General features: G+C 61.1%; 17 protein-coding genes and 1 pseudogene. 4 read left to right on the forward strand and 14 right to left on the reverse strand.

Features of this window, described 5'->3' with window-relative positions:
* Positions 1–196 precede the first annotated feature (196 nt).
* Entirely contained in the window at positions 197–892 is a 696-nt protein-coding gene (locus tag HU720_RS19700) for a 4'-phosphopantetheinyl transferase superfamily protein (protein ID WP_186521992.1), read from the forward strand.
* Here HU720_RS19700 and HU720_RS19705 read toward each other — a convergent pair.
* Together HU720_RS19705 and HU720_RS19710 are read right to left on the reverse strand one after the other, a co-directional pair.
* A complete protein-coding gene (locus tag HU720_RS19705; RefSeq protein ID WP_186521994.1) occupies positions 889–2,493 on the reverse strand; it encodes an ATP-binding protein in 1,605 nt (534 codons plus the stop codon). The two genes, HU720_RS19700 and HU720_RS19705, sit on opposite strands and share 4 nt — an antisense overlap.
* Positions 2,490–3,200 (reverse strand): response regulator transcription factor, encoded by a 711-nt coding sequence (locus HU720_RS19710; RefSeq protein WP_186521996.1) that lies wholly within the window; start codon positions 3,198–3,200, stop codon positions 2,490–2,492. Before HU720_RS19710 ends, HU720_RS19705 begins: the two co-directional genes overlap by 4 nt.
* 740 nt (positions 3,201–3,940) lie before the next feature.
* Here HU720_RS19710 and HU720_RS19715 point away from each other — a divergent pair.
* The 3 genes from HU720_RS19715 (at position 3,941) to HU720_RS19720 (ending at position 8,911) form a co-directional block, all read left to right on the forward strand.
* A complete protein-coding gene (locus HU720_RS19715; RefSeq protein WP_186521998.1) occupies positions 3,941–6,817 on the forward strand; it encodes a ribonucleoside-diphosphate reductase subunit alpha in 2,877 nt (958 codons plus the stop codon).
* A 149-nt stretch (positions 6,818–6,966) separates the two neighbouring features.
* Positions 6,967–7,098 (forward strand): hypothetical protein, encoded by a 132-nt coding sequence (locus HU720_RS24530; RefSeq protein WP_264081753.1) that lies wholly within the window; start codon positions 6,967–6,969, stop codon positions 7,096–7,098.
* Between the two features lie 562 nt (positions 7,099–7,660).
* Positions 7,661–8,911: a ribonucleotide-diphosphate reductase subunit beta gene (locus HU720_RS19720; RefSeq protein ID WP_186522000.1), complete on the forward strand. Its 1,251-nt coding sequence runs from the start codon at positions 7,661–7,663 to the stop codon at positions 8,909–8,911.
* A gap of 920 nt (positions 8,912–9,831) precedes the next feature.
* Here the strand turns inward: HU720_RS19720 and HU720_RS19725 are convergent.
* The 12 genes and pseudogenes from HU720_RS19725 to HU720_RS24415 form a co-directional block, all read right to left on the reverse strand.
* Positions 9,832–10,242, reverse strand: a complete 411-nt coding sequence (locus tag HU720_RS19725) for a hypothetical protein (RefSeq protein WP_186522006.1) — start codon at positions 10,240–10,242, stop codon at positions 9,832–9,834.
* On the reverse strand, positions 10,239–10,595 hold the full coding sequence (locus tag HU720_RS19730; RefSeq protein WP_186522008.1) for a hypothetical protein: 357 nt from the start codon (positions 10,593–10,595) through the stop codon (positions 10,239–10,241). The genes HU720_RS19725 and HU720_RS19730 overlap by 4 nt, the downstream gene beginning before the upstream one ends.
* Positions 10,596–11,324: 729 nt before the next feature.
* Positions 11,325–12,224 carry a LysR substrate-binding domain-containing protein gene (locus tag HU720_RS19740; protein ID WP_186522010.1) on the reverse strand — a complete coding sequence of 300 codons (900 nt, stop codon included), beginning with the start codon at positions 12,222–12,224 and terminating at the stop codon, positions 11,325–11,327.
* A gap of 304 nt (positions 12,225–12,528) precedes the next feature.
* Positions 12,529–14,544, reverse strand: a complete 2,016-nt coding sequence (locus tag HU720_RS19745; protein ID WP_186522012.1) for a pyridoxamine 5'-phosphate oxidase family protein — start codon at positions 14,542–14,544, stop codon at positions 12,529–12,531.
* Between the two features lie 27 nt (positions 14,545–14,571).
* Entirely contained in the window at positions 14,572–15,201 is a 630-nt protein-coding gene (locus HU720_RS19750) for a glutathione S-transferase (protein WP_186522014.1), read from the reverse strand.
* 112 nt (positions 15,202–15,313) lie between these two features.
* A complete protein-coding gene (locus tag HU720_RS19755) occupies positions 15,314–15,868 on the reverse strand; it encodes a UPF0149 family protein (RefSeq protein ID WP_186522016.1) in 555 nt (184 codons plus the stop codon).
* Between the two features lie 78 nt (positions 15,869–15,946).
* Complete coding sequence (locus HU720_RS19760; protein WP_186522018.1) at positions 15,947–16,936, reverse strand: asparaginase; 990 nt, start codon at positions 16,934–16,936, stop codon at positions 15,947–15,949.
* Positions 16,933–18,084 carry a hypothetical protein gene (locus tag HU720_RS19765; RefSeq protein ID WP_186522020.1) on the reverse strand — a complete coding sequence of 384 codons (1,152 nt, stop codon included), beginning with the start codon at positions 18,082–18,084 and terminating at the stop codon, positions 16,933–16,935. The genes HU720_RS19760 and HU720_RS19765 overlap by 4 nt, the downstream gene beginning before the upstream one ends.
* 9 nt (positions 18,085–18,093) lie before the next feature.
* On the reverse strand, positions 18,094–18,990 hold the full coding sequence (locus HU720_RS19770; protein ID WP_186522022.1) for a nitrilase family protein: 897 nt from the start codon (positions 18,988–18,990) through the stop codon (positions 18,094–18,096).
* Positions 18,991–19,136: 146 nt separating this feature from the next.
* Positions 19,137–19,718 (reverse strand): annotated as a pseudogene (locus tag HU720_RS19775) (FAD-dependent oxidoreductase); the annotation flags it as partial.
* 92 nt (positions 19,719–19,810) lie between these two features.
* Positions 19,811–21,454, reverse strand: a complete 1,644-nt coding sequence (locus tag HU720_RS19780; protein WP_186522024.1) for an acetolactate synthase large subunit — start codon at positions 21,452–21,454, stop codon at positions 19,811–19,813.
* Positions 21,455–21,467: 13 nt separating this feature from the next.
* Positions 21,468–21,755: hypothetical protein (locus tag HU720_RS24415; protein ID WP_238337731.1), on the reverse strand; the 288-nt coding region annotated here is incomplete at its 5' end.

Here is a 21,755-nt window from a genome sequence, read left to right on the forward strand (position 1 = left end):
GCCCCAGCGATTCTGGTGGGTGCACAGATCCTGGGGCTGCTTCGCAGCCCTTTAGCGGCACAAGGCCGCTCCTACACTGACCGCGTATACGACATCGATATGGGGTGGGCGAGCTCTGTGGGAACTGGCGACAGCCTGCGAGGAGGCCGGAGCAAGCCTGCGCCAATGTTGGAGACACCATGGCACAATACTCGCCATGAACAGACTCCCTGCCTGCTGCGCCCCCCTGCAACACCATTGGCCCCTGCCCCGCCCGGTACCGGGCGCGGTGCTGGTGAGCTGTGCCTTTGACCCGGCCAACCTCGCACCTGACGATTTCCAGCGCGCCGGCATTGTGCCCAGCGCCAGCCTGCAACGCTCGGTAGCCAAGCGCCAGGCCGAGTACCTGGCCGGCCGCATGTGCGCCCGTGAAGCCCTGCGCCTGCTTGATGGGCGCGACTATATACCCGCCACCCACGAGGACCGCTCGCCGATCTGGCCCAGCGGCATTCATGGCTCCATCACCCACGGCCAAGGCTGGGCGGCGGCGGTGGTCGCGAGCGTGGGCTCAGGCTTGGGCCTGGACCAGGAGTCGCTACTGAGCGAAGAACGCGCCGAACGCCTGGCCGGTGAAATCCTCACCCCCGCCGAGCTGGAACGCCTGGACCGCAGCCAGCAAGCGCTGGCGGTCACCCTGACGTTTTCACTCAAGGAAAGCCTGTTCAAGGCCCTTTACCCGATCACCGGCCAGCGCTTTTACTTCGAGCACGCAGAACTGCTGCACTGGTCCGCCGACGGCCATGCCCGCCTGCGCCTGCTGACCGACCTGTCCGCACAATGGCACCACGGCGTCGAGCTCGACGGCCAGTTCTGCCTGCAAGGCGGCCACCTGCTCAGCCTGGTCAGCGTTTAATCGCCCGCTTGCTGGCGTGGCCAGCTCAGGCTGAAGCAGGCCCCGCCCAGCGCCTCGCTGCGCCCGACCAGTGCGCGGCCGCCATGCCAGTAGATGATCCGCCGCACGATCGACAAGCCCAGCCCGTGCCCGCCAGACGCCCGGGTGCGGCTGTCGTCCAGGCGCGTGAACGGGGTGAAGATGCGGTCCCAGACGCCCTCGGGGATACCGGGGCCATCGTCTTCGACATCGATACGGCAGCGCTGCTGCCCCAGCTGATAGCTCAGGCGCACTTCGCCTTCGGCATGGCGCATGGCGTTGCGCACCAGGTTCTGCAGGGCGCGGTGCAAATAGCGTGGCTCCGCCTCGACCCAGGCAGCGCCATCCTGCGGCCTTTGGCACTGCCCACGTAGCACCTTGACCTCGGCGCGCAGCGGCGACAGCTCGGCAATCACCCGGTCGAGCAAGGCATCCAGGTCCACGGCCTGAAACTGCAGCGCCGGCGCGCCTTGCTCCAGGCGGGCATAGGTGAGCATCTCATCGACCAGCTTGTCGAGGTCCTGGATATCGCCGTCCATGCCTAGCAGATGCTTGGCCCGCGCCTGTTCAGTGCTGGCGCTTTCGAGCATCTCCAGGCCAAAGCGCAGGCGCGCCAGCGGCGTGCGCAGCTCGTGGGACACCGCCCGCACCAGCTCGCGCTGCATGCTGAGCGAACGCTGCAGGTGCTCGGCCATGCCGTTGAACGCCTCGGCCAGGCGCCCCACCGAGTCAGCATCGCCAGCCGGCACGCGGGTGTCGAGGCTGCCCTGGGCAATGCGCGTGGCCGCCACCTCAAGCCCCGACACACGGCGCTCAAGCTGGCGCACCAGCAAGTACACCACCAGCCCGATCAGGCACAGGCCCAGGCAGGCAATCAGTATCAACAACTGCGGCGGGTAGGGGTTGAGCTGGTACAACGGGCCGATTTCCAGCACCCAGGGCGAACCGGCCAGCCCCGAGAACACCTGGATCGAATCGCCGTCCTTGCCCAGCGCCATCACCGTGTCACCCTCCTCCACCCGGCGCCGCTGGTCATCATCCAGCGCGGCACGTTCGATGCGTTGCAGGGCGATATTGAAACCGAAGCCTTTGCTCTGCTTGATCTGCGCCAGGCGGCTCTGCTGCTCGCTGACCGGGTAGCGCACCAGCTCGTCGGCAAGCAGGTACAGGGTGGCGCGCGCCAGTTGCTCGCTGACCTGCTTGACCTCGGCCAGCAGCAACTGGTCTTCATGGCCGATGCGGCGCAGCACGCGGGCGGCATGCGGGCCGGTCTTCTCCACCACCACCAGGTCGCGGTACAGCCGCGCGCGCTGGCCGCCGTCCAGGGTAAATGCAGACAACGGCTGCACATCCAGCGGCACGCCGAGCAGCCGCTCCCACATCAATAACGAGCGCTTGCGTTCTACCTCGTTCTGTTGCGCCAGGTTGTCGGCCATCAGGCTGAACGTGCCCTGGGCCAGGCCCTCGCGGTGCTGGGCGGCGCGCACCTCATTGAGCAGATGCAGGCTCAGTGCGCCAAGCACGGCCACCAGCACCAGCACGGCGAGCATGCCGCCATAGATGCGCAGGAAAATCGACTTCATGGCGCCAGCGCCTGGGCCGCCTCGCCAACGAACAGGTAGCCCTTGCTGCGCAGGGTCTTGATTAGCCGGGGGTTGACCGGATCATCGCCGATCTTGGGACGGATCTTGGACACGCGCACATCAATGGAGCGGTCCTGGCCGTCATAACCGACGCCACGCAGGGCGGTGAAGATCTGCTCGCGGGACAGCACGCGCCCGGCGTTGCTGGCCAACAACCAGAGCAAGTCGAACTCCGCCCCCGTCAGCTCGACCAGCGCCCCGCCCAAGTGCGCCTCGCGCAGGCGGTTGTCGATATGCAGTGGGCCGAAGGTCAACGCCTGGCGCCGCTCGGGGGCCTCGGTACGGCGCAGCAGCGCCTGCACCCGCGCCAGCAAAAGGCGTGGGCGTACCGGCTTGCACACATAGTCGTCGGCGCCTTGGTCCAGGCCCTGCACCTGATCGAGTTCGTCGCTGCGCGCGGTCAGCATGAGGATGGGCCCGGCGTACTGGCCGCGCACCCGCCGGCAGATGCTCAGGCCATCTTCGCCGGGCAACATCAGGTCGAGGATCACCAGGTCCGGCTGGCTGTCGATGATGCGCCGCACCGCGCGCGAGCCATCACCCTCCACCGCCACCTCGAAACCGTTGGCTTGCAGGTACTCGGCGGTCAGCTCGGCAAGGCGCTGGTCGTCCTCGACGATGAGAATGCGGTTGTCTGGCTGGGGCATGGCAATTTGCCTTTTATAGGTCTTTTCAGCGCTTCGGTCGTCTACTGCCCGGCCCTTGGGCCTGTCATCAAAAAAACACCTTCTGCGCCGGATACTACGTTGCACCCCTGCCCATGCCAACTGCACATGCATGCCCTTGCCGGAAGTTGATTTTGTGATAGGGTGCGCGCCCGCGAAAAACTGCTCTGCGGCCAAACAGCTCGGAAAAATCTTGTAAACCAGTGGGCACAAGGCCTACAGCGAATACCCACGGATCACCCACAAAGTACCCACAAGTTATCCACAGGCCGCCCACCTTGCAAAGCCCCCCGGACCGCATTATCTTGTATCCCGATCGCTGCGAACCACTACATATTGGGTTTCGAGCAAAATCACAAACACAAGTCGACAGGTAAATTCAAGCGAATTTTCCCACTGAACTTAGCGTGATTTCACCAGCCAAACCGCTCCTGCGGAGGCGACCGAGGCAAGCCCGCCAGGGCCTTGTTCGGGTATGAGTGTTGCAGGCATTGCCTCGCACTCATGAGCAACAGTTTCCGGGCCTGGCCCGGGACCTTTGACTTCGGCCAGGGAGCGGCAGTTGTACTGCCATTTATTCCTGAGTCTGTCCCGAAGTCGGCAAGCCCGAGCGGCGGATGCATGCATTTTGCGCGTCCCCGCCCCGGCCACACGTCTGACGGATGGAACGGTAGGTGCCCAAAAGGCGCCTGAAACTATTGAAATTGTGGAGACACCCACCGATGCAAACCGACACAACTCGCGAGAACCCGCAGGCTTTGGCGCCGCAGGCCGAATCCAACCAGGATCTGGCTGCCACCGCTCCGGGCCAACTGCGTGTGATCAAGCGCAACGGCACTGTCGTCCCTTACACCGACGACAAGATCACCGTTGCCATCACCAAGGCGTTCCTCGCAGTTGAAGGCGGCACTGCCGCTGCTTCGTCACGCATCCACGACACCGTCGCGCGCCTGACCGAGCAGGTCACTGCCACGTTCAAGCGTCGCATGCCATCGGGCGGCACCATCCACATCGAAGAAATCCAGGACCAGGTCGAACTGGCCCTGATGCGTGCCGGCGAGCAGAAAGTCGCCCGTGACTACGTCATCTACCGCGACCAGCGCGCCAAAGAGCGTGCTACCCGCAGCAACGCCGATTCGGTTGTCGAGCCGCACCCAAGCATCCGCATCACCCTGGCCGACGGCAGCATGGCGCCGCTGGACATGGCGCGCATGAACACCATCATCACCGAAGCCTGCGAAGGCCTGGCCGAAGTCGATGGCGAGCTGATCCAGCGCGAAACCCTGAAGAACCTGTACGACGGCGTTGCCCTCAAAGACGTCAACACCGCCTTGGTAATGACCGCCCGTACCCTGGTCGAGCGTGAGCCGAACTATTCGTTCGTCACCGCCCGCCTGCTGATGGACACCCTGCGTGCCGAAGGCCTGGGCTTCCTGGGTGTTGCCGACAGCGCAACCCACCACGAAATGGCCGACCTGTACGCAAAAGCGCTGCCGGCCTACGTCGAAAAAGGCGTGCAGTTCGAGCTGCTCGACCCGGCACTCAAGGGCTACGACCTGGAGCGTCTGGGCAAGGCAATCAACCACGAGCGTGACCAGCAGTTCACCTACCTGGGCCTGCAGACCCTGTACGACCGCTACTTCATCCACAAGGATGGCGTGCGCTTCGAGCTGCCACAGGTGTTCTTCATGCGTGTGGCCATGGGCCTGGCGCTGGAAGAGAAAGACAAGGAAGCCCGTGCGATCGAGTTCTACAACCTGTTGTCGTCCTTCGACTACATGGCCTCGACCCCGACCCTGTTCAACGCCGGCACCCTGCGCCCGCAGCTGTCGAGCTGCTACCTGACCACCGTACCGGACGACCTGTCGGGCATCTACCACGCGATCCACGACAACGCCATGCTGTCGAAATTCGCCGGTGGCCTGGGCAACGACTGGACGCCGGTGCGTGCGCTGGGCTCGTACATCAAGGGCACCAACGGTAAATCCCAAGGTGTCGTGCCGTTCCTCAAAGTGGTCAACGACACCGCCGTTGCCGTCAACCAGGGTGGCAAGCGCAAAGGCGCGGTCTGCGCCTACCTGGAAACCTGGCACCTGGACATCGAAGAGTTCATCGAGCTGCGCAAGAACACCGGTGATGACCGTCGTCGTACCCACGACATGAACACCGCCAACTGGATCCCTGACCTGTTCATGAAGCGCGTCTTCGATGACGGCAAGTGGACCCTGTTCTCGCCGAACGAAGTCCCTGATCTGCACGACCTGACCGGCAAGGCCTTCGAAGAGCGCTACGAGTACTACGAAGCCCTGACCGAGTACAACAAGATCAAGGTATTCAAGACCATCCAGGCCAAAGACCTGTGGCGCAAGATGCTGTCGATGCTGTTCGAAACCGGCCACCCTTGGCTGACCTTCAAGGACCCGTGCAACCTGCGTAGCCCGCAGCAGCACGTGGGCGTGGTACACAGCTCGAACCTGTGCACCGAAATCACCTTGAACACCAACAAGGATGAGATCGCGGTCTGCAACCTGGGCTCGATCAACCTGCCGAACCACATCGTCGACGGCAAGCTGGACACCGCCAAGCTGCAACGCACTGTCAACACTGCCGTGCGCATGCTCGACAACGTGATCGACATCAACTACTACTCGGTGCCGCAAGCGCGCAACTCGAACATGAAGCACCGCCCTGTGGGCCTGGGCATCATGGGCTTCCAGGACGCACTGTACCTGCAGCACATCGCCTACGGTTCCGACGCTGCCGTCGAGTTCGCCGACAAGTCCATGGAGGCGGTGAGCTACTTCGCCATCCAGGCTTCGTGCGACCTGGCCGATGAGCGTGGCGCCTACGAGACGTTCCAGGGTTCGCTGTGGTCCAAGGGCATCCTGCCGCTGGATTCGCAACAGATCCTGATCGAAGCCCGTGGCCAGAAGTACATCGACGTCGACCTGACCGAGAGCCTGGACTGGGCACCGGTGCGCGAGCGTGTACAAAAAGGTATTCGTAACTCGAACATCATGGCCATCGCGCCGACCGCGACCATCGCCAACATTACCGGCGTATCGCAGTCCATCGAGCCGACCTACCAGAACCTGTACGTGAAATCGAACCTGTCGGGCGAGTTCACCGTGATCAACCCGTACCTGGTTCGCGACCTCAAGGCCCGCGGTCTGTGGGACTCGGTCATGATCAACGACCTGAAGTACTACGACGGTTCGGTGCAGCAGATCGAGCGCATTCCACAAGAGCTCAAAGACCTCTACGCCACCGCGTTCGAAGTCGAGACCAAGTGGATCGTCGACGCCGCCTCGCGTCGCCAGAAGTGGATCGACCAGGCACAGTCGCTGAACCTGTACATCGCTGGCGCGTCGGGCAAGAAGCTGGACGTGACCTACCGCATGGCTTGGTACCGTGGCCTGAAAACCACCTATTACCTCCGTGCCCTGGCGGCGACCAGCACCGAGAAGTCGACCATCAACACCGGCAAGCTGAACGCGGTATCCAGCGGCGGCGACAGTGCCCCGCTGCAGGCCGCAGGCCCTGCCCCGGTACCGAAGGCATGTGCCATCGACGAGCCGGATTGCGAAGCCTGCCAATAAGGCATTCGTAGCACCCCATATGCCGCAAGCCGTGCCCCCGGGCGCCGCTTGCGGCATTTTTGCATGCGCCCCCCGAGAAACCTTGCCCTTTTGCCAGCCATTCGCACGGCTCGGTAAAAAGGCACAACCTCTCAACAAGGGTGTACCCCATGGCACGCAAAAAAGCCGTTACTCGCAAGATTGGCCGCAACGCCGAAACCGGCCGCTTTACCTCGGTCGAAGAAGCGCGCAAACATCCCAAGAACCACGTAGTCGAAACGCTGCGCAAGCGCTGCAGTTAACGCCCAACTGATCGGCAAGCCAGCGGCTGCAGGCGCCGCCATCGCCCTTGTGCCTTGTGCGGTGTCCATAGCCGCTGGCCCGCCGTTTCAGCACCTGTGAAATCACTACATCATGTGCATTACAAAATAATCACACACAACATGTAGTACTCCCCCCGTTTTGCCGCTAAACTCCCACTCCACAGAAACCACCCTGAAATTCGTGAACGGATGCACGCAAACCGGGTCGAAAATTTACCCTCGCCGGTAAGACTCACGCCCCGATCCAACGCGAATTCCGGTATACTCCGCCCCCTCTGAAAAAGGGTCAGCCAATGATCAGTTGCGTGACAAAAGCCTGCGTGAAAACGCCCGGCTACACCGCACTTCGTGGCCGCATACCATTCAAGTGCCCTGGCCCCTCCTCGAGGCCCGGCCAGGCACAAGCCAGAACACATTCAGATGTAAACGAGAGTCAGCCTCTCTAGCTGTCCATTCGCCGTTACGGCCTTGCGTCAGGCATCACATTCTTAAAATCCAACCGGTTGCCCCAGGGGCGACCCTCAAGCAGGAGCTGATTACCATGCTGAGCTGGGACGAATTCGACAAAGAAGACGGCGAAGTAGCTGCCAAGGCCAACACCCCGGCGCAAGCCGCAGCCGCTGCCACCCTGGACAAACTCGACAGCGCCGGCGGTGCCGCCGCCCTTGAAGCGCGTGCTGCCACCGCCTCCGATTCGGACGCGGTCAAGCGCGCCAAGGCCGCCCTGGATGCCCTCGACATCGCCGAAGGCCTGGCTGAGCTGGAAGGCTCCTCGGCCCGCGTTGCGGTCGATGAAAAGCGCATGATCAACTGCCGCGCCGACCTTAACCAGCTGGTGCCATTCAAGTACGACTGGGCCTGGCAGAAGTATCTCGACGGCTGCGCCAACCACTGGATGCCGCAGGAGGTCAACATGACCGCCGACATCGCCCTGTGGAAGAGCATGGACGGCCTGACCGAAGACGAGCGCCGCATCGTGATGCGCAACCTCGGCTTCTTCTCCACCGCCGACTCCCTGGTTGCCAACAACCTGGCGCTGGCCGTGTACCGCCTGATCACCAACCCCGAGTGCCGCCAGTACATCCTGCGCCAGGCCTTCGAAGAGGCGATCCACACCCACGCCTACCAGTACTGCATCGAGTCGCTGGGCATGGATGAAGGCGAGATCTTCAACATGTACCACGAGATCCCGTCGGTCGCCAAAAAGGCCGCCTGGGGCCTGAAGTACACCCGCGCCATCTCGGACCCGGAGTTCAACACCGGCACCGTCGAGACCGACAAAGAGCTGCTGCGCAACCTGATCGCGTACTACTGCGTACTGGAAGGTATCTTCTTCTACTGCGGCTTCACCCAGATCCTGTCGATGGGCCGCCGCAACAAGATGACCGGCGTTGCTGAGCAGTTCCAGTACATCCTGCGCGATGAGTCGATGCACCTGAACTTCGGCATCGATGTGATCAACCAGATCAAGATCGAAAACCCGCACCTGTGGGATGCCGCGATGAAGGAAGAGGCTACCCAGATGATTCTGCAGGGTACCCAGCTTGAGATCGAATACGCCCGCGACACCATGCCACGCGGCGTACTGGGCATGAACGCGGCGATGATGGAAGACTACCTCAAGTTCATCGCCAACCGCCGTTTGACCCAGATCGGGTTGAAGGAAGAGTACCCAGGGACCACCAACCCGTTCCCATGGATGAGCGAAATCATGGACTTGAAGAAAGAGAAGAACTTCTTTGAGACGCGAGTGATCGAGTATCAGACCGGTGGAGCGTTGAGCTGGGATTGATTGGCTCTGCGATCTGCAAAGAGGCTGCCTTCGGGTGGCCTTTTTTGTGGGTGTGTCCCGTCCTGAATAAGGTTTACACCTTCTGACCTATCTTCAGGAGGAGCCAATGGATTCGGAGAAAAGGCGAGATAATTTAACGCGCCACAAAAAGAATTGTAATATGCCGGCCGGATCGCTGAGCACAATAGAAGCAATGCACGTCAGAGTTCAAATCGCTCGCAAATCATGACAATAATCGCTGCAATCGCAGTGGCGATATGGGGTATTTACTTTACAAACCACATCAAAAAAGAAAAAGAAATTACAGAAACACCCCCGGTTAAGCCGAGGTGCTTATTCCTTTTCCTCAAGATAAGCCCACTAAATCCAAAACTTTTATCCAAATCCGGTCGCATGCAGGGCAAGTAATGACCTCTCTACTGGCTGCATCGCTATGCATCAAAAGAGATGCTTGCACTTCTCTGCCCGCTCCGCCAGGTCATACAGTAATTTTTTTGGAATGAGCGTGAACTCTTCCGAAGTGGGGAGCTAATCAGGTTGATAATATGGGAGCATCTACATGGAAGTTTTGCCATTTGCCACCTTCCTGGCAGGCTGTTGATAGCCTGTTTATCCAGTTGAATGACTGTCTCTCCCTGCGAGAAAATCACTTGATTTAAATGAATTGGCTTGCCCCCAGTTTTTTCCAAAAGCAGCAGCGGTAGACTTGAACATATTCATCTTGCTGAAACGCCCAGGAACAACAACGACTATCGAGTTAGCCTGCCCTTGAACGACTTTCTTCTCAATCCCTCGAGCAATGGTCCTGGGGTCCAGGTTTTTAGCGCATAAATATCGTGGCCAAACTCGTGCATGGTGTTCAGTCTTTTTTGTTTCAATGCGCTCAGGCTCTCAAATATTTTTCCGCTACCAGGCGTGAATTACTCGTGATTCCAGATGTATCCGCATTTATTGTAAAGAACAAGTTCTAGGTTTTTGATGTAAGCCTCAAAGCATGCAGTGATGTCTTCTTGAGAGATATCTAGGTCACATTGGTTTGTCGCCCAGCACGATTCGGCCACATAAGTCAATTTTGATTCGCAGTAGCGCAGCGCCAGAAGGGGTTCTTCCTCTTCATCCATTGAGGCGTAGTAAAAATCGGAGCCGGCTTCTGCGGTCAACCATCGCCACATTACAGTCGCCAGTTCAAGCAGCAAGCAATACTCAATATTCAGAAATGTCTGCTCTCCAATTTTAAAGCTAAGGGGTCCCTCAACGAATGCGGCAGCATTGTAGCCTGACATATCCTTCGGCAAGGTAACCAACTCAAAATCAATTGAAAGCACTGTCATTTTTCGTGTACCGGGAATGCATTAATCACTTTGCCATCTCCTCCCACAATTACCCTGATTTTAGTCTGGCCTTTTACACCGATCGGTCGGCCGGCATCAATGACAACTCTGAATGTACCAGGGTGGTCGGGATTATTATAAAAAGCGGCGGAGCTAGAACGCAATCCATTGCTGATTACATCTCTAATTTCCTGTACATCGTTTGTGCTGAAACGCGCTTTCGACTTTGATCCTCCGCCCAGGCTGTGCTTATCCTTAGGGGTGAACAAATCAATATTGTCCGCCGCTGAGTTAGCAGCATTAGACGCCGTTTTCAATTCGGAGCTAACTTTTACGGGATGATTACACGGCATCCCAGCCTCTGAGTCAGCTTTTGCACCGACTGAGGTTGTTTATTCTGACTGCCCGGTCGACGTATGTGAGGCAGTGGTCGCCGTCTTCGAACCACCCCGATTCAATAGGGCTTGAGCAATAACCACCAACAGGGGGAGTCATTGCCGAGGGTTGAAGCGATGGTCTGCATCGCTTCAGTATTGCTTTGAATCACAAATCCAATGAAGGCTGCAGTACCCGCGTCACCTTGGTGCCTATACTGCTGCAATACCTTATCCATCTCAGGTATATCGTCCAGCAGTCTTGAAGAAAGAGAACAACTTCTTTGAGACTCGGGTGATCGAGTATCAGACCGGTGGGGCGTTGAGCCGGGATTGATCGGCTCTGCGATCTGCAAAGAGGCTGCCTTCGGGTTAATGCCAGTCAGTTAAGCCCATCGGGGCCGCTTTGCGGCCCATCGCGGGGCAAGCCCGCTCCCACGCTGCCCTGTTCTCGGTGCAATAGCGCAGCGCTGGGCAATCGCCTACGGGCGTGGTGCAGGCTTTCATGCTTGGGGGAAGGAGTTGCGTTGCGCAGATGCAGCGGATAACCAGCAACGTAGCGCTGGCGCTGACTTGGAAGTGAGAGAACTCGCCCTTGCCGACAAAGGCATCAAGTGCCGATGAGAGCGTGCCGTAACACGATATAGATGGTCAAGGGCGAGTCCAGGCCTGAGCATACCGCTCCGGGAAAATGCTTTCAACCCACCGTCATCGCAAATGCTCATGCCCACGCAAATGCTCAGCCAGCATGTCGATGAACGTGCGTACCTTGGTCGAGCCATATTTACTCTCGCGGTGCAGGATATGGATCGGCCAGGGCGCTTCTTCATACTCGGCGAGAATCACCTGCAAATGCCCCGCAGCCAGTTCATCGGCCACTTGATAGGAGAGCAGCCTGGCGATGCCCAGGCCTGCGCTGGCGGCGGCGATGGCGGCGTCGTTGCTGGTGACGGTGAGCCTTGGTTTGACCCGGATCAGTGTGGGGTCGTCGAGGGCGCCGAAGCGCCAGTCGGTGCGCGGTGACAGGCTGCCTGCGGCGATCACGGCGTGGCCTTGGAGCTCGCTGGGGTGGCGTGGGGTGCCGTGGCGCTGCAAGTACTCCGGGGATGCGCACAGCAAGCGGCGCATTTTACCGACCCTTAGCGCCTTCAGGCCTGAGTCGGGGAGCTGGCCGATGCGCACGGCGACGTCCATGCCCTCCTCCACCAGATTGACCACACGGTCCAGGAAGAACGCCGAGACGTCTACTTCGGGGTATTGCTGCAGGTAGCCGACAATGCAGGGCATGACGAACTTCTTGCCAAACAGGATCGGCGCAGTCACCGTAAGGTCGCCTTTGGGCGCAGCGTTGATGCCGGCGGCGGCTTCGTTGGCCTCGGTGATGCTGGCAAGGATGTGGCGGGTGTCTTCCAGGTAACGGCCACCAGCTTCAGTCAGGCGGACGCTGCGGGTGGTGCGCAGCAGCAGTTTGACGCCCAGTTGCTCTTCGAGGGCGGTGATGGCTCGGGTGACGGCAGCCGGGGATATGGCCAGGCGGCGGGCGGCAGCGGCAAAGCTTTCCAGCTCGCCGACGGCGACGAAGACCTTCATCAGGTGGAACTGGTCCATGTGCGGCGCCTGGGCTGGGGGACGATGGATTATGGGGTTTGTAGAAGGTTTTGTGCTGGGCGGCAGGTCTTATCTGCGCACAAATATCGTGGTGAGCGGGCTTGCCACGCACATCTGATGTGTCAGATACGCTTCATATTCGGAATCGAGGGGGCTGCTGCGCAGCCCAACGCGGGGCAAGCCCGCTCGCCACAATTGCCCTCTTCCATAATTGCTCTGCTCCACAATTGCTCTGCTCCACAATTGCTCTGCTCCACAATGCTCTCCTGCGCAATGCGCTCATCCACAATGCGCTTATCGAGGCTCAGATATCCAGCACCAGCGCCTGCACTCCATCCTCGGCCTGGGCCGGCACGGCGCAGCAGATCAGCACCGTGCCCTGCTCTGGCAGCTCGGCCGGTGGGTTCGGGTAGTGCACCTGGCCGCTGACCAACTTGGTCTTGCAGGTGCCGCACGAGCCGCCTCGGCAACTGAACTCTGGTGCCAGGCCACGGCGCTCGGCAAGCTCCAGCAAAGTGCCACTGCCGGGCGTCCAGCGCGCTTCCTTGGCAGAGTTTGCGAAATACACAGGTACTGGGTCGCTGGCGGGCGGAGGCTGCTGCAGCGCCGGTTGGCCACTCTCGGTATGCCGACGCAAGGTCGAGGGGCCGAAGGCTTCGGCGTGGATGCGCATATCCGGCACGTGCACACCACGCAGGCCCTCGTACAGGTCCTGGGTGAAACTGGCCGGGCCGCACAGGTAAAAGTCGTAATCGTCCAGTGCCAGTGTGGCCTTTACCTGCTCGATACCCAGGCGGCTTGCAAATTCGTAATCGCGGCCTTGCACAGCCTCGGGTTCAGGTTGGCTCAGTGCCCGGTAGATCGACAGCACGTCGCCGGCCTTGCCTTTAAGCGCAGCGAGCTCTTGCTGGAAAGGCAGGTCGGCGAGCGAGCGGCCGCCATGGAACAGATAAATGCGCCGCCCCTGCCCTGTTGCCAACTGCTCGCGCAGCATGGCGATCAGCGGCGTGATGCCAACGCCGGCGCCAATCAGCACAATGGGCCGCGTACTCTGCGCATCGAGGGTGAAGTTGCCAGTCGGCCCGCGCACCTGCAGGCTGTCGCCGACCTTCAACTGCGCATGAAGGTGCTGCGAGGCCGGGCCCTGGGCTTTGACGCTGATGCGCAGGTGGCCATCGGACGGCGCACTGGACAGGCTGTAGGTGCGAATAAGCGCCTTCTCAGCGGCCAGTTGCAGACGCACCGGGATGTGCTGGCCAGGTGCGAATGTGACCGGCTGGCCGTCTTCAGGTTGTAGGTAGAACGAGCGGATATCGCGGCTCTCCTGTTCGATACGCAACACCTGCCAGCGTTGCCACTGGCGCTGGCGTTCACGCTGTTGCAAGCGCAGCTGCGCCTCTGCCCAGGTGCCAGTGGCAAGGCTGGTGGGGGAAAACTCGCGAAACACCCAGCGCAGCGACACCGCCGCCGGGCGCAGCACTACCTGCTGCACATCGACGGTCCACAGCCGCTCGGCGCCTTCGAAGCTGCTGAGCAGGGGGCTGTCGAGCAGCACCTGCGCTGGCCCGGACACCTGCAGCAGTGTGCCGCTGGCAAAGTCGACGAACAGCAGCCCTGCGACAGGGTTCACCTGCAGGTTGCCGAGGGTATTGAAGAACAGATTGCCGGCATAGTCAGGGATGGTCAGGCGGTTGCCTTCCACCCGGACAAACCCAGGCCGGCCACCGCGGTGCGACACATCCACCGAACGCTGGCCATCCTCGTGCACCACATAGCTTGCGACAAACAAGGTATCAGCGGTTTCGATCATCGCGGTGGTGTGGGCATCCAGCGCGGTGGCGTCGATACGCGCCTGGGCCGGCTCGTCGACACGGCTGTACTCGCGCAACTGAATGTATTGCGGGCAATTACCGAACGACTGCTCGACCTGTACCGCCAACTGGCCGGCCGAGGCCTCGCTAATCAGGCCATTGAGCCGGTTGCGCCGGCGGCTGTGCAGTTCGATGCCGAGCAAGCCGATACCCTGCCCCGCTGCGAGGCCGGGGGTGGCGGGATCGTCGTCTGGCAGGTTCGCGGCAATCAGCAGTTGCTGCGGGTCGGGCGAGCCGATGAAGCCTGGCGCACCCTCGATCAGTGTGGCCCAGGGCACCCCGCTTGGGTCCACCGCACCCGCCACGATAAACGGCAACTGCTGATAGAAGCTGCGGTGCTGGTCGGGCATGTGGTCGCGAATGACCTTTTGCCCGAGCACCTCCATGCGCTCGGCAACGCCGACCTGTTGCTGCAACTGTTTTTCACCTGCATGCCAGGGAGAACGCATGGCGGCATTCCTCGTGTGGGTGGGGGCTCAGAGGCTGGTTTGCAGGCCGATCACGGTGCGCGGCATCGGTACGAAACCTGGCAGCGCTTCGATACGTGCGAGCCATGCGCGCACGTTGGCATAAGGCTGCAGCGACACGTTGCCTTCCGGTGCATGGGCGATGTACGAATAATTGGCAACGTCGGCGATGGTGGCGTGATCGCCGGCCAGGTAAAGGCTTTTGCCAAGTTCGGCATCCATCACCTTCAGCAGGCTATGGGCGCGACCGATGACTTCATCGGTGTTGAACGCCGCGCCAAACACCGTCACCAACCGAGCCGCCGCCGGGCCAAAGGCCAGCGGGCCGGCAGCCACCGACAGCCAGCGCTGCACACGGGCGGCGCCGAGCGGGTCCTGCGGCAGCCAGTGCTCGCCACCATAGGCCTTGGCCAGATAAACCAGAATGGCGTTGGAGTCGGCGAGTACGGTGCCATTGTCATCGATCACCGGCACTTGGCCGAAGGGATTGATGGCCAGAAACTCCGGCTGCTTGTGCTCGCCTTTGGCCAGGTCAACGAAGATCAGTTCGGTCGGCAGGTTAAGCAGCGAGAGCATCAGCTCGATGCGATGGGCATGGCCGGACTTGGGGAAATTGTAGAGCTTGATGGGCGAGGTCATGGCGGTTGCTCCGGGGGTGGGGTTGAGCAACAGCTTGCGCTGATTCGGCTGACAGCAGAATCAGCGCCCGGAGCAATGAATAATTTCTTGCAGCGAAACAATACCAGTGGTTTCAGTGGCGCTGCAGCTTCTGGTAGCGGTAAAGGTTGCAGGCCGCTTGCGTCACCTGCGGTACGCACGCTTGAAGTTCATCAGAGGTCATCGCGTCGAGCAGTTCGAAGTTGTCTTCAAGGCCGTGGAGCGAAATGGCTTTGAGTTGTTCGTCCTGCGCCGGCGGCAATTCGCGCCACCCGGCGACCTGGGTGCCACGCATATAGCCAAAGCACCACTCTTCGAGAATGATCGTGGTGCCCTCTTCGGTCTCACTTTGTTCGAACACCGGTTTGAAGCCTTCGAGGTCTTCGGCCAACGACTGCGCCACTTGGCTTGCGTAGCGCAGCATCAGCGCGGTGTAGGCCTCTTCGTGGGCGGGCTTCTTGAACTTCGGCACCTTGCCCCCAGCCACTTCCGGGAGCCAACGCTCGGGCGTCACGGTGACCGGGGAGCTGGCCAGAGCCGTGAAAAAGCCATCGAGTTCGGAGATGTTGAGCACCGAATAGTCGTTGCCGTAGGTGATCAGCAGGTCTTCGAGGCGGTTGAGTTCTTTTTCGCTAAGCGGGGGAAGCATGGGCGGGTGTCCTGATCGAGTTTGCCTGCACCCTAGCACAGCGCCTGGCAAAGCGCGCCCGCGGCTGCGGGCGACGGTTCAGCGGGCCAGCCACTCACTTAGCGGGGTGGTGTCGGGCATCCCTAGCAGCAGCCACAGCAGGATGCGGCATTTACGCGGGCATAGCGCGCCGGCCATCTGCATGCCTCTGGTCTGCAAGTCGATTTCGCTGCCGACAAAGCCGTAGGTTGCCCGCGCTGTCGCGCCGTTGCCAGTGCGGGTAGCGACGATTACCGGCAGTTGCCTGGCGATCACAGCCATGCATTCGGCCCATTGCGCCGAAACATGGCCGGCGCCGAAACCTGCGACCACCAGGCCGTCATAGCCTTGGTCCGCTACCGCTTGGAGCAACGTAGTATCGGCATCAAGGCACGCCTCGAGCAAGGCCACACGCTGGCTGGTGCGAGCCGGCACAGGCAGGGTACGTCGGCGCAGCGGCCCATGCCGGTAGATCGGCAGGCCTTCGACCAACTGGCCCGTCGGCCCCGCGCCAGGTGAATCAAACGCGGCCAAGGCAAGGCTCGCGCATTTGCGCACCTCGGCGGCGCGGTGAATCTGCTCATGCATCACCACCAGCGCCCCACGCCCGCGGCTAGTGTCGGCCAGCGCAACCTGCACCGCTGCCAGCAGGTTGGCCGGGCCATCGGCACCGGGATGGCTGGCCGGGCGCATGGCGCCGGTCAGCACCAGCGGTGCGTCGAACGGCCAGAGCAGATCGAGGAAGTAAGCACTTTCTTCAAGGGTGTCGGTGCCTTGTGTCAGCACCACCGCCTGGGCCCCCTCCTCGACTTGGTGCTGTGCCCAGGCGAGCACCTCCAACAGTGAGCAGAAACTCAGCGAGGGGCTCGGCAACAGGCACAAACTGGCGGAGGTGAACCGGGCCAGCCCGCCAAGCTGCGGCAACGCAGAGAGCAGCGCCTGGCAGTCGAGCTGCGGCGTGACACCTTGCCCAGGCGCCGCCGCCTGCATGCTGACCGTGCCGCCGAGGCTGCCAATTGCCACGCGTGGCAATGTGGATTGGGTGTTCATGCGTTACCCCCTGTCAGCAGCCCCACCACGGGCAAGATGCCCAAGGTGCTGATGGCCATGGACAGCACGTTGCCGATGTAACCGTGCATGTAGTCTGGCAGACGCTGGCTGATCGCTGCAGCCAACGGTGGCGCAATCACCGCGCCGAGCACTGCGCTGGCAACGACCACCTGCCAATCGCCACCCAGCGTAAGAACCGCAGCGGGCACGATGGAAACGATAGGAATGTAGGTTGGGTACCAGCCGCAGGCGATCCATTGCCGACGCCAGATCAGCACACCCAGCAACGACGCGAGAGCCTGCCCGGCAACTATGTGCGGCAATAGCTGCGAACCATAGGCTGGCGCCGCCGGTGCCAGCACCCAGGCTAGCAATGCGCCTGCCAGCAGCCCGAGGCTGGCCAGCTCGTTACCAAAGAACGGTGCCTCGCTGAAATCAGCAAGTACCCGGCGCAGAATCCACAGCGGGCCGTAGCTGGGGTTATGCACTACTGCCGGGACAGATGGCGGTCGGCTCGACCGCCCCCCCATCGGGAGGCACCTGCACAACAGAAACGCCACCGCGCTGGCCAACGCCATGCCGGTGACGTTGCCCACCACTACCGGCAAGCGCAGCGGGTAGCACAGGTAGTTAACCAACAGCAGGCTGGCTGGGGTTACCAGCAAGGCGCCCAGCACCGCGCCGGTAATCGCAACCCGCCAGCCACCGCCATACATCAGCACCATCGCCGCCGGTAGCGACACGAACGCGACGAAGGTCGGTTGCCAAAGGCCGCTGGCGAGGGTCCAGCCCCACAGCGCATGACTAAGCAGCAAGCCCATCATCGAGCTGGCAAACAGCCAAGGCCACAGGCCCGTGCCGTAGCAAATGGCAAAGCCCTGCCAACGGGCGCCGCGCACATGGGCCCAATGCGCCAGGGCTGCTCCCAGCAGCAGGCCCAAGGCAGGCAACTCGTGCTTATAAAACGCCACCTCGCTGATGTCACCGATGATCCAACGTATCCGGCTTAACAGCAGGTCCTGGCTTGCAGCCAGGTGCGCGTAGTCTGGCCACTGCCCCAAAGCCAAGGCAGCGGCCAGCAGCAGGGTGAGGCAAACAAGAATCACCAAGGGCGCGCGCTGGCGCTGTGACAAGAATATCTGTCGCATACCCCCTCCTCAGCGCGGCATCGGCGCGTGCAACCGGTAGCCAAGGGTGGCGTCATACAGGTCGGTGCGCCGATCGCGAGGCAGGTCGTTGAGGGTGTTCCAAATGGGGGCAGAGCGCGCCGCGCTGAGGTCTACATCGGCGTAAAGAATGCACGGCTCCTCAGCGCTGGCCACTTCGCCGATCGGCCAGCCATTGGTGCCAGCAATCAGCGAGCAGCCGAGGAAACGCCCGCCGCGCTCATGGCCTATGCGGTTGGCTGCGGCAATGTAGAGGTTGTTGGTATGGGCGGCGGTCATGGTCAGGTACGACGCCATGCAGCGACCACCTGCATCGAACAGCGGAGGTGGCGTCCATACCCAGTTGTTCAGACTGCAGATGATATCTGCGCCTTGGGTCGCCATCAGGCGTGGCACTTCAGGGAACCAGATGTCCCAGCAGATCAGCAGGCCGATACGGCCAATGGGGGTCTCGAATACCGGAAACCCCAGGTCACCGGGGGTGAACCATAGTTTTTCCTGGTTCCACAGGTGGGCCTTGCGGTAGTGGCCAAGCAAACCGTCGGGGCCTAATAGCACGGCGCTGTCGTAGAGTTTCAGGCCGTCACGCTCGGCAAAACCTGCAACCAGGTACACCTGCAGCTCACGGGCGAGCTCCTCCCAGGCTTTGAGGCTGCGGCCTCCATCCAGAGTCTCGGCGTGGGCATAGGCTTCAGCGCGAGATTCGAAGGTGTAGCCGGTGTTGGCAAGCTCGGGCAGCACGATCAGGTTGGCGCCCTCGCCTGCGGCTTGGCGAACCAGGGCCAGGCTTTTGCAGAGGTTGTTCTGGCATTGCTCAAGACCCACTTGCGGGTCGTACTGGATGACGGCGATGCGCACCGGGCTGACGGCGGGGATGGGGTCGTGCATGGCGGCTTCCTTGTTATGGTTGTTTGGAAGGCCGCCAGTAGATAGGGGCAAGCTTATGGAGCAACAGTCAGCTAGGTCTGATCGCGGCGGGAGGGAAAATCCAAGCCATTCGAAGGAAACGTCTTACGCAAAGGCTCAGAAACGGCCTAGCGCACCTGATAGTGGGGATAGTGTTCGAGGCTGAACCCACCTTTGAATTGCGCGGCAGTGCGTTCGCACAGGTTGATCACCGTATCGACGGCTGTGCGCAGACATGGCTCCGTCCATCCGGCGTCTACGGAGAAGGACTCTCCAGCTAGGTAAAGCCCCGAGCTGGCAGCCAGATCGCGGTTGTACTTCATCAGGCTCACCGCATCGTAATAGGTGCCTGCGCGGTACAATTTCGCACAGCCAAGCGAATTACGGTCTGTCATCCAGCGTTGTATGCGGATGTTGCTACGGTCGATATAGGGCGAAATGGGCTGGGCAATATTGGTACAGCGCAGCAGGATTCGGTCGAGCTCCTCCACGCATTTGTCGACCAGTTCCTCATCTGTGAACGCGGCCAGCTTGGTCGCATCGTCCTCCCAGGTATAACTGAGAAGGATGCAGTCATCGGCATAACGGTCGTTGTAACGATAGGCATAGACGTCATGCACGAAGCTGTCGGTAACAAGGATCTGCGGCAGGTGCGGATGCTCGTCGAGAAAGCGCTTTTGTAGCGGCGCATAGACCTTGCAACTAGTCTCCGCAAAGCACAACGGGGCAAGCGCCCCGCTTGCCGGACTCAACGAATCACGGCAGTGGGAGCAGCTTGCCCCGCGTGTACTGCTAAAGCGTCTTAGACCGCCAGCGCGCGCTCACGCAGCTCGCTGTTGAGAATGCGGTCGTTCTCGCTGTAGTCGACCGGGCAGTCGATGACGTGCACGCCCGGCGTCTTGATGCAGTGCTCCAGCAGCGGCAGGAAGCCTTCGGCGCTTTCGACGCGGTGGCCATTGGCACCGTAGGCTTCGGCATATTTGACGAAGTCCGGGTTGCCGTAGTCCAGGCCGAAATCGGTGAAGCCCATGTTGGCCTGCTTCCAGCGGATCATGCCGTAGCCGTCATCGCGCAGAATGACCACGGTGATGTGCATGCCCAGACGCACTGCGGTTTCCAGTTCCTGGCTGTTCATCATGAAGCCGCCGTCACCACATACCGAAATGACCGGGCGGTCCGGGTATACCAGGTGCGCAGCCATGGCCGAAGGCAAGCCTGCACCCATGGTTGCCAGGGCGTTGTCGAGCAACACGGTGTTGGGCTTGTGGGCCTTGTAGTTGCGGGCGAACCAGATCTTGTAGATGCCGTTGTCCAGGGCAACGATGCCTTCCGATGGCAGGGCGCGACGGATGTCGGCGACCATGCGCTGTGGGTACACCGGGAAGCGGTTGTCGTCGGCACCTTCGGCGATCTGGGCTTCGTTGGCTTCACGGATGGCCATGATGCGGGTGAAGTCCCAGTGGCTGGTGTCGGTCAGCGCTTCGCTGATCTGCCACACGGCGTTGGCGATGTCGCCGATCACTTCCACCTGAGGGAAGTACACCGCGTCGACTTCTGCCGAACGGAAGCTGACGTGAATCACTTCGGTACCGCCACGGACCATGAAGAACGGCGGCTTTTCGATGACATCGTGACCGATGTTGACGATCAGGTCGGCAGCTTCGACGGCGCGGTGCACGAAGTCACCGGACGACAGCGCAGCGTTGCCGAGGAAGCGTGGGTGGCGCTCGTCGACCACGCCTTTACCCATTTGGGTGGTGATGAACGGAATGCCGGTCTTGTCGATCAGTTGCTTGAGAACCTTGGCGGTCATCTTGCGGTTGGCGCCGGCGCCAATGACCAAAATCGGGTTACGGGCGGTCTTGAGCTTCTCGACAGCGGCTTCAATCGCCACGTGCTCGGCCAGCGGGCGGCGGTGCAGGCTGCGCGGGATCGGCAGCGCGTCGGTTTGCTCGGCGGCGATGTCTTCGGGCAGCTCAAGGTGCACAGCACCGGGCTTTTCTTCTTCAGCCAGGCGGAAGGCTTCACGCATGCGCGCCGGGATGTTGTCAGCCGAGGCGAACTGGTGGGTGTACTTGGTGATGGGGTCCATCATGCCGCACACATCGATGATCTGGAAGCGGCCCTGTTTGGACTTCTTGATCGGCTTCTGGCCGGTGATCATCATCATCGGCATGCCGCCGAGGTAGGCGTAGGCGCTGGCGGTTACCAGGTTAGTGGCACCCGGGCCCAGGGTCGACAGGCTGACACCGGTCTTGCCGGTCAGGCGGCCATAGGTTGCGGCCATGAAGCCTGCGGACTGCTCGTGGCGGGTCAGTACCAGCTTGATCTTCGACTTGCGCAGGGACTCGAGCAGATCGAGGTTTTCCTCACCAGGAATGCCGAATACATACTCGACACCTTCGTTTTCCAGGCATTGCACAACGACATCGGCGGCCTTGGCCATCTTGCTATCTACCTCAGTTGTATTGGACGGGAAAGGTCCATAAATGCGCAGCACGGTGCGCTGGCATCGCGTTGTCCAGGGGCAAGGGTTGCCCCGAACCTAAGTCTTGACGCAGGGTAGCCACGGGAAAGTCACGTTCGCCAACAGGAATAATTGTCGCACCTTCCAGACGTAGCTGAGGTAGCTCGGTGCGCGGGGCGTAATGGCGGAATTTTTTCAGCCGCAAAGACAAAACCCCTACCTGCATGCGCAGATAGGGGTTTTGCGAAATGAATCTTGACGATGACCTACTCTCACATGG

It is taken from the genome of Pseudomonas sp. SWRI51, from assembly GCF_014268825.1.
In the GTDB taxonomy this organism is placed as follows: Bacteria; Pseudomonadota; Gammaproteobacteria; order Pseudomonadales; family Pseudomonadaceae; genus Aquipseudomonas; species Aquipseudomonas farsensis.

Excerpts from the sequence above, each read along its gene's own strand:
- HU720_RS19700 (WP_186521992.1), top strand. The coding sequence starts at position 197 with ATGAACAGACTCCCTGCCTGCTGCGCCCCCCTGCAACACCATTGGCCC.
- HU720_RS19705 (WP_186521994.1), bottom strand. The coding sequence starts at position 2,493 with ATGAAGTCGATTTTCCTGCGCATCTATGGCGGCATGCTCGCCGTGCTG.
- HU720_RS19710 (WP_186521996.1), bottom strand. The coding sequence starts at position 3,200 with ATGCCCCAGCCAGACAACCGCATTCTCATCGTCGAGGACGACCAGCGC.
- HU720_RS19715 (WP_186521998.1), top strand. The coding sequence starts at position 3,941 with ATGCAAACCGACACAACTCGCGAGAACCCGCAGGCTTTGGCGCCGCAG.
- HU720_RS24530 (WP_264081753.1), top strand. The coding sequence starts at position 6,967 with ATGGCACGCAAAAAAGCCGTTACTCGCAAGATTGGCCGCAACGCCGAA.
- HU720_RS19720 (WP_186522000.1), top strand. The coding sequence starts at position 7,661 with ATGCTGAGCTGGGACGAATTCGACAAAGAAGACGGCGAAGTAGCTGCC.
- HU720_RS19725 (WP_186522006.1), bottom strand. The coding sequence starts at position 10,242 with ATGACAGTGCTTTCAATTGATTTTGAGTTGGTTACCTTGCCGAAGGAT.
- HU720_RS19730 (WP_186522008.1), bottom strand. The coding sequence starts at position 10,595 with ATGCCGTGTAATCATCCCGTAAAAGTTAGCTCCGAATTGAAAACGGCG.
- HU720_RS19740 (WP_186522010.1), bottom strand. The coding sequence starts at position 12,224 with ATGGACCAGTTCCACCTGATGAAGGTCTTCGTCGCCGTCGGCGAGCTG.
- HU720_RS19745 (WP_186522012.1), bottom strand. The coding sequence starts at position 14,544 with ATGCGTTCTCCCTGGCATGCAGGTGAAAAACAGTTGCAGCAACAGGTC.
- HU720_RS19750 (WP_186522014.1), bottom strand. The coding sequence starts at position 15,201 with ATGACCTCGCCCATCAAGCTCTACAATTTCCCCAAGTCCGGCCATGCC.
- HU720_RS19755 (WP_186522016.1), bottom strand. The coding sequence starts at position 15,868 with ATGCTTCCCCCGCTTAGCGAAAAAGAACTCAACCGCCTCGAAGACCTG.
- HU720_RS19760 (WP_186522018.1), bottom strand. The coding sequence starts at position 16,936 with ATGAACACCCAATCCACATTGCCACGCGTGGCAATTGGCAGCCTCGGC.
- HU720_RS19765 (WP_186522020.1), bottom strand. The coding sequence starts at position 18,084 with ATGCGACAGATATTCTTGTCACAGCGCCAGCGCGCGCCCTTGGTGATT.
- HU720_RS19770 (WP_186522022.1), bottom strand. The coding sequence starts at position 18,990 with ATGCACGACCCCATCCCCGCCGTCAGCCCGGTGCGCATCGCCGTCATC.
- HU720_RS19780 (WP_186522024.1), bottom strand. The coding sequence starts at position 21,454 with ATGGCCAAGGCCGCCGATGTCGTTGTGCAATGCCTGGAAAACGAAGGT.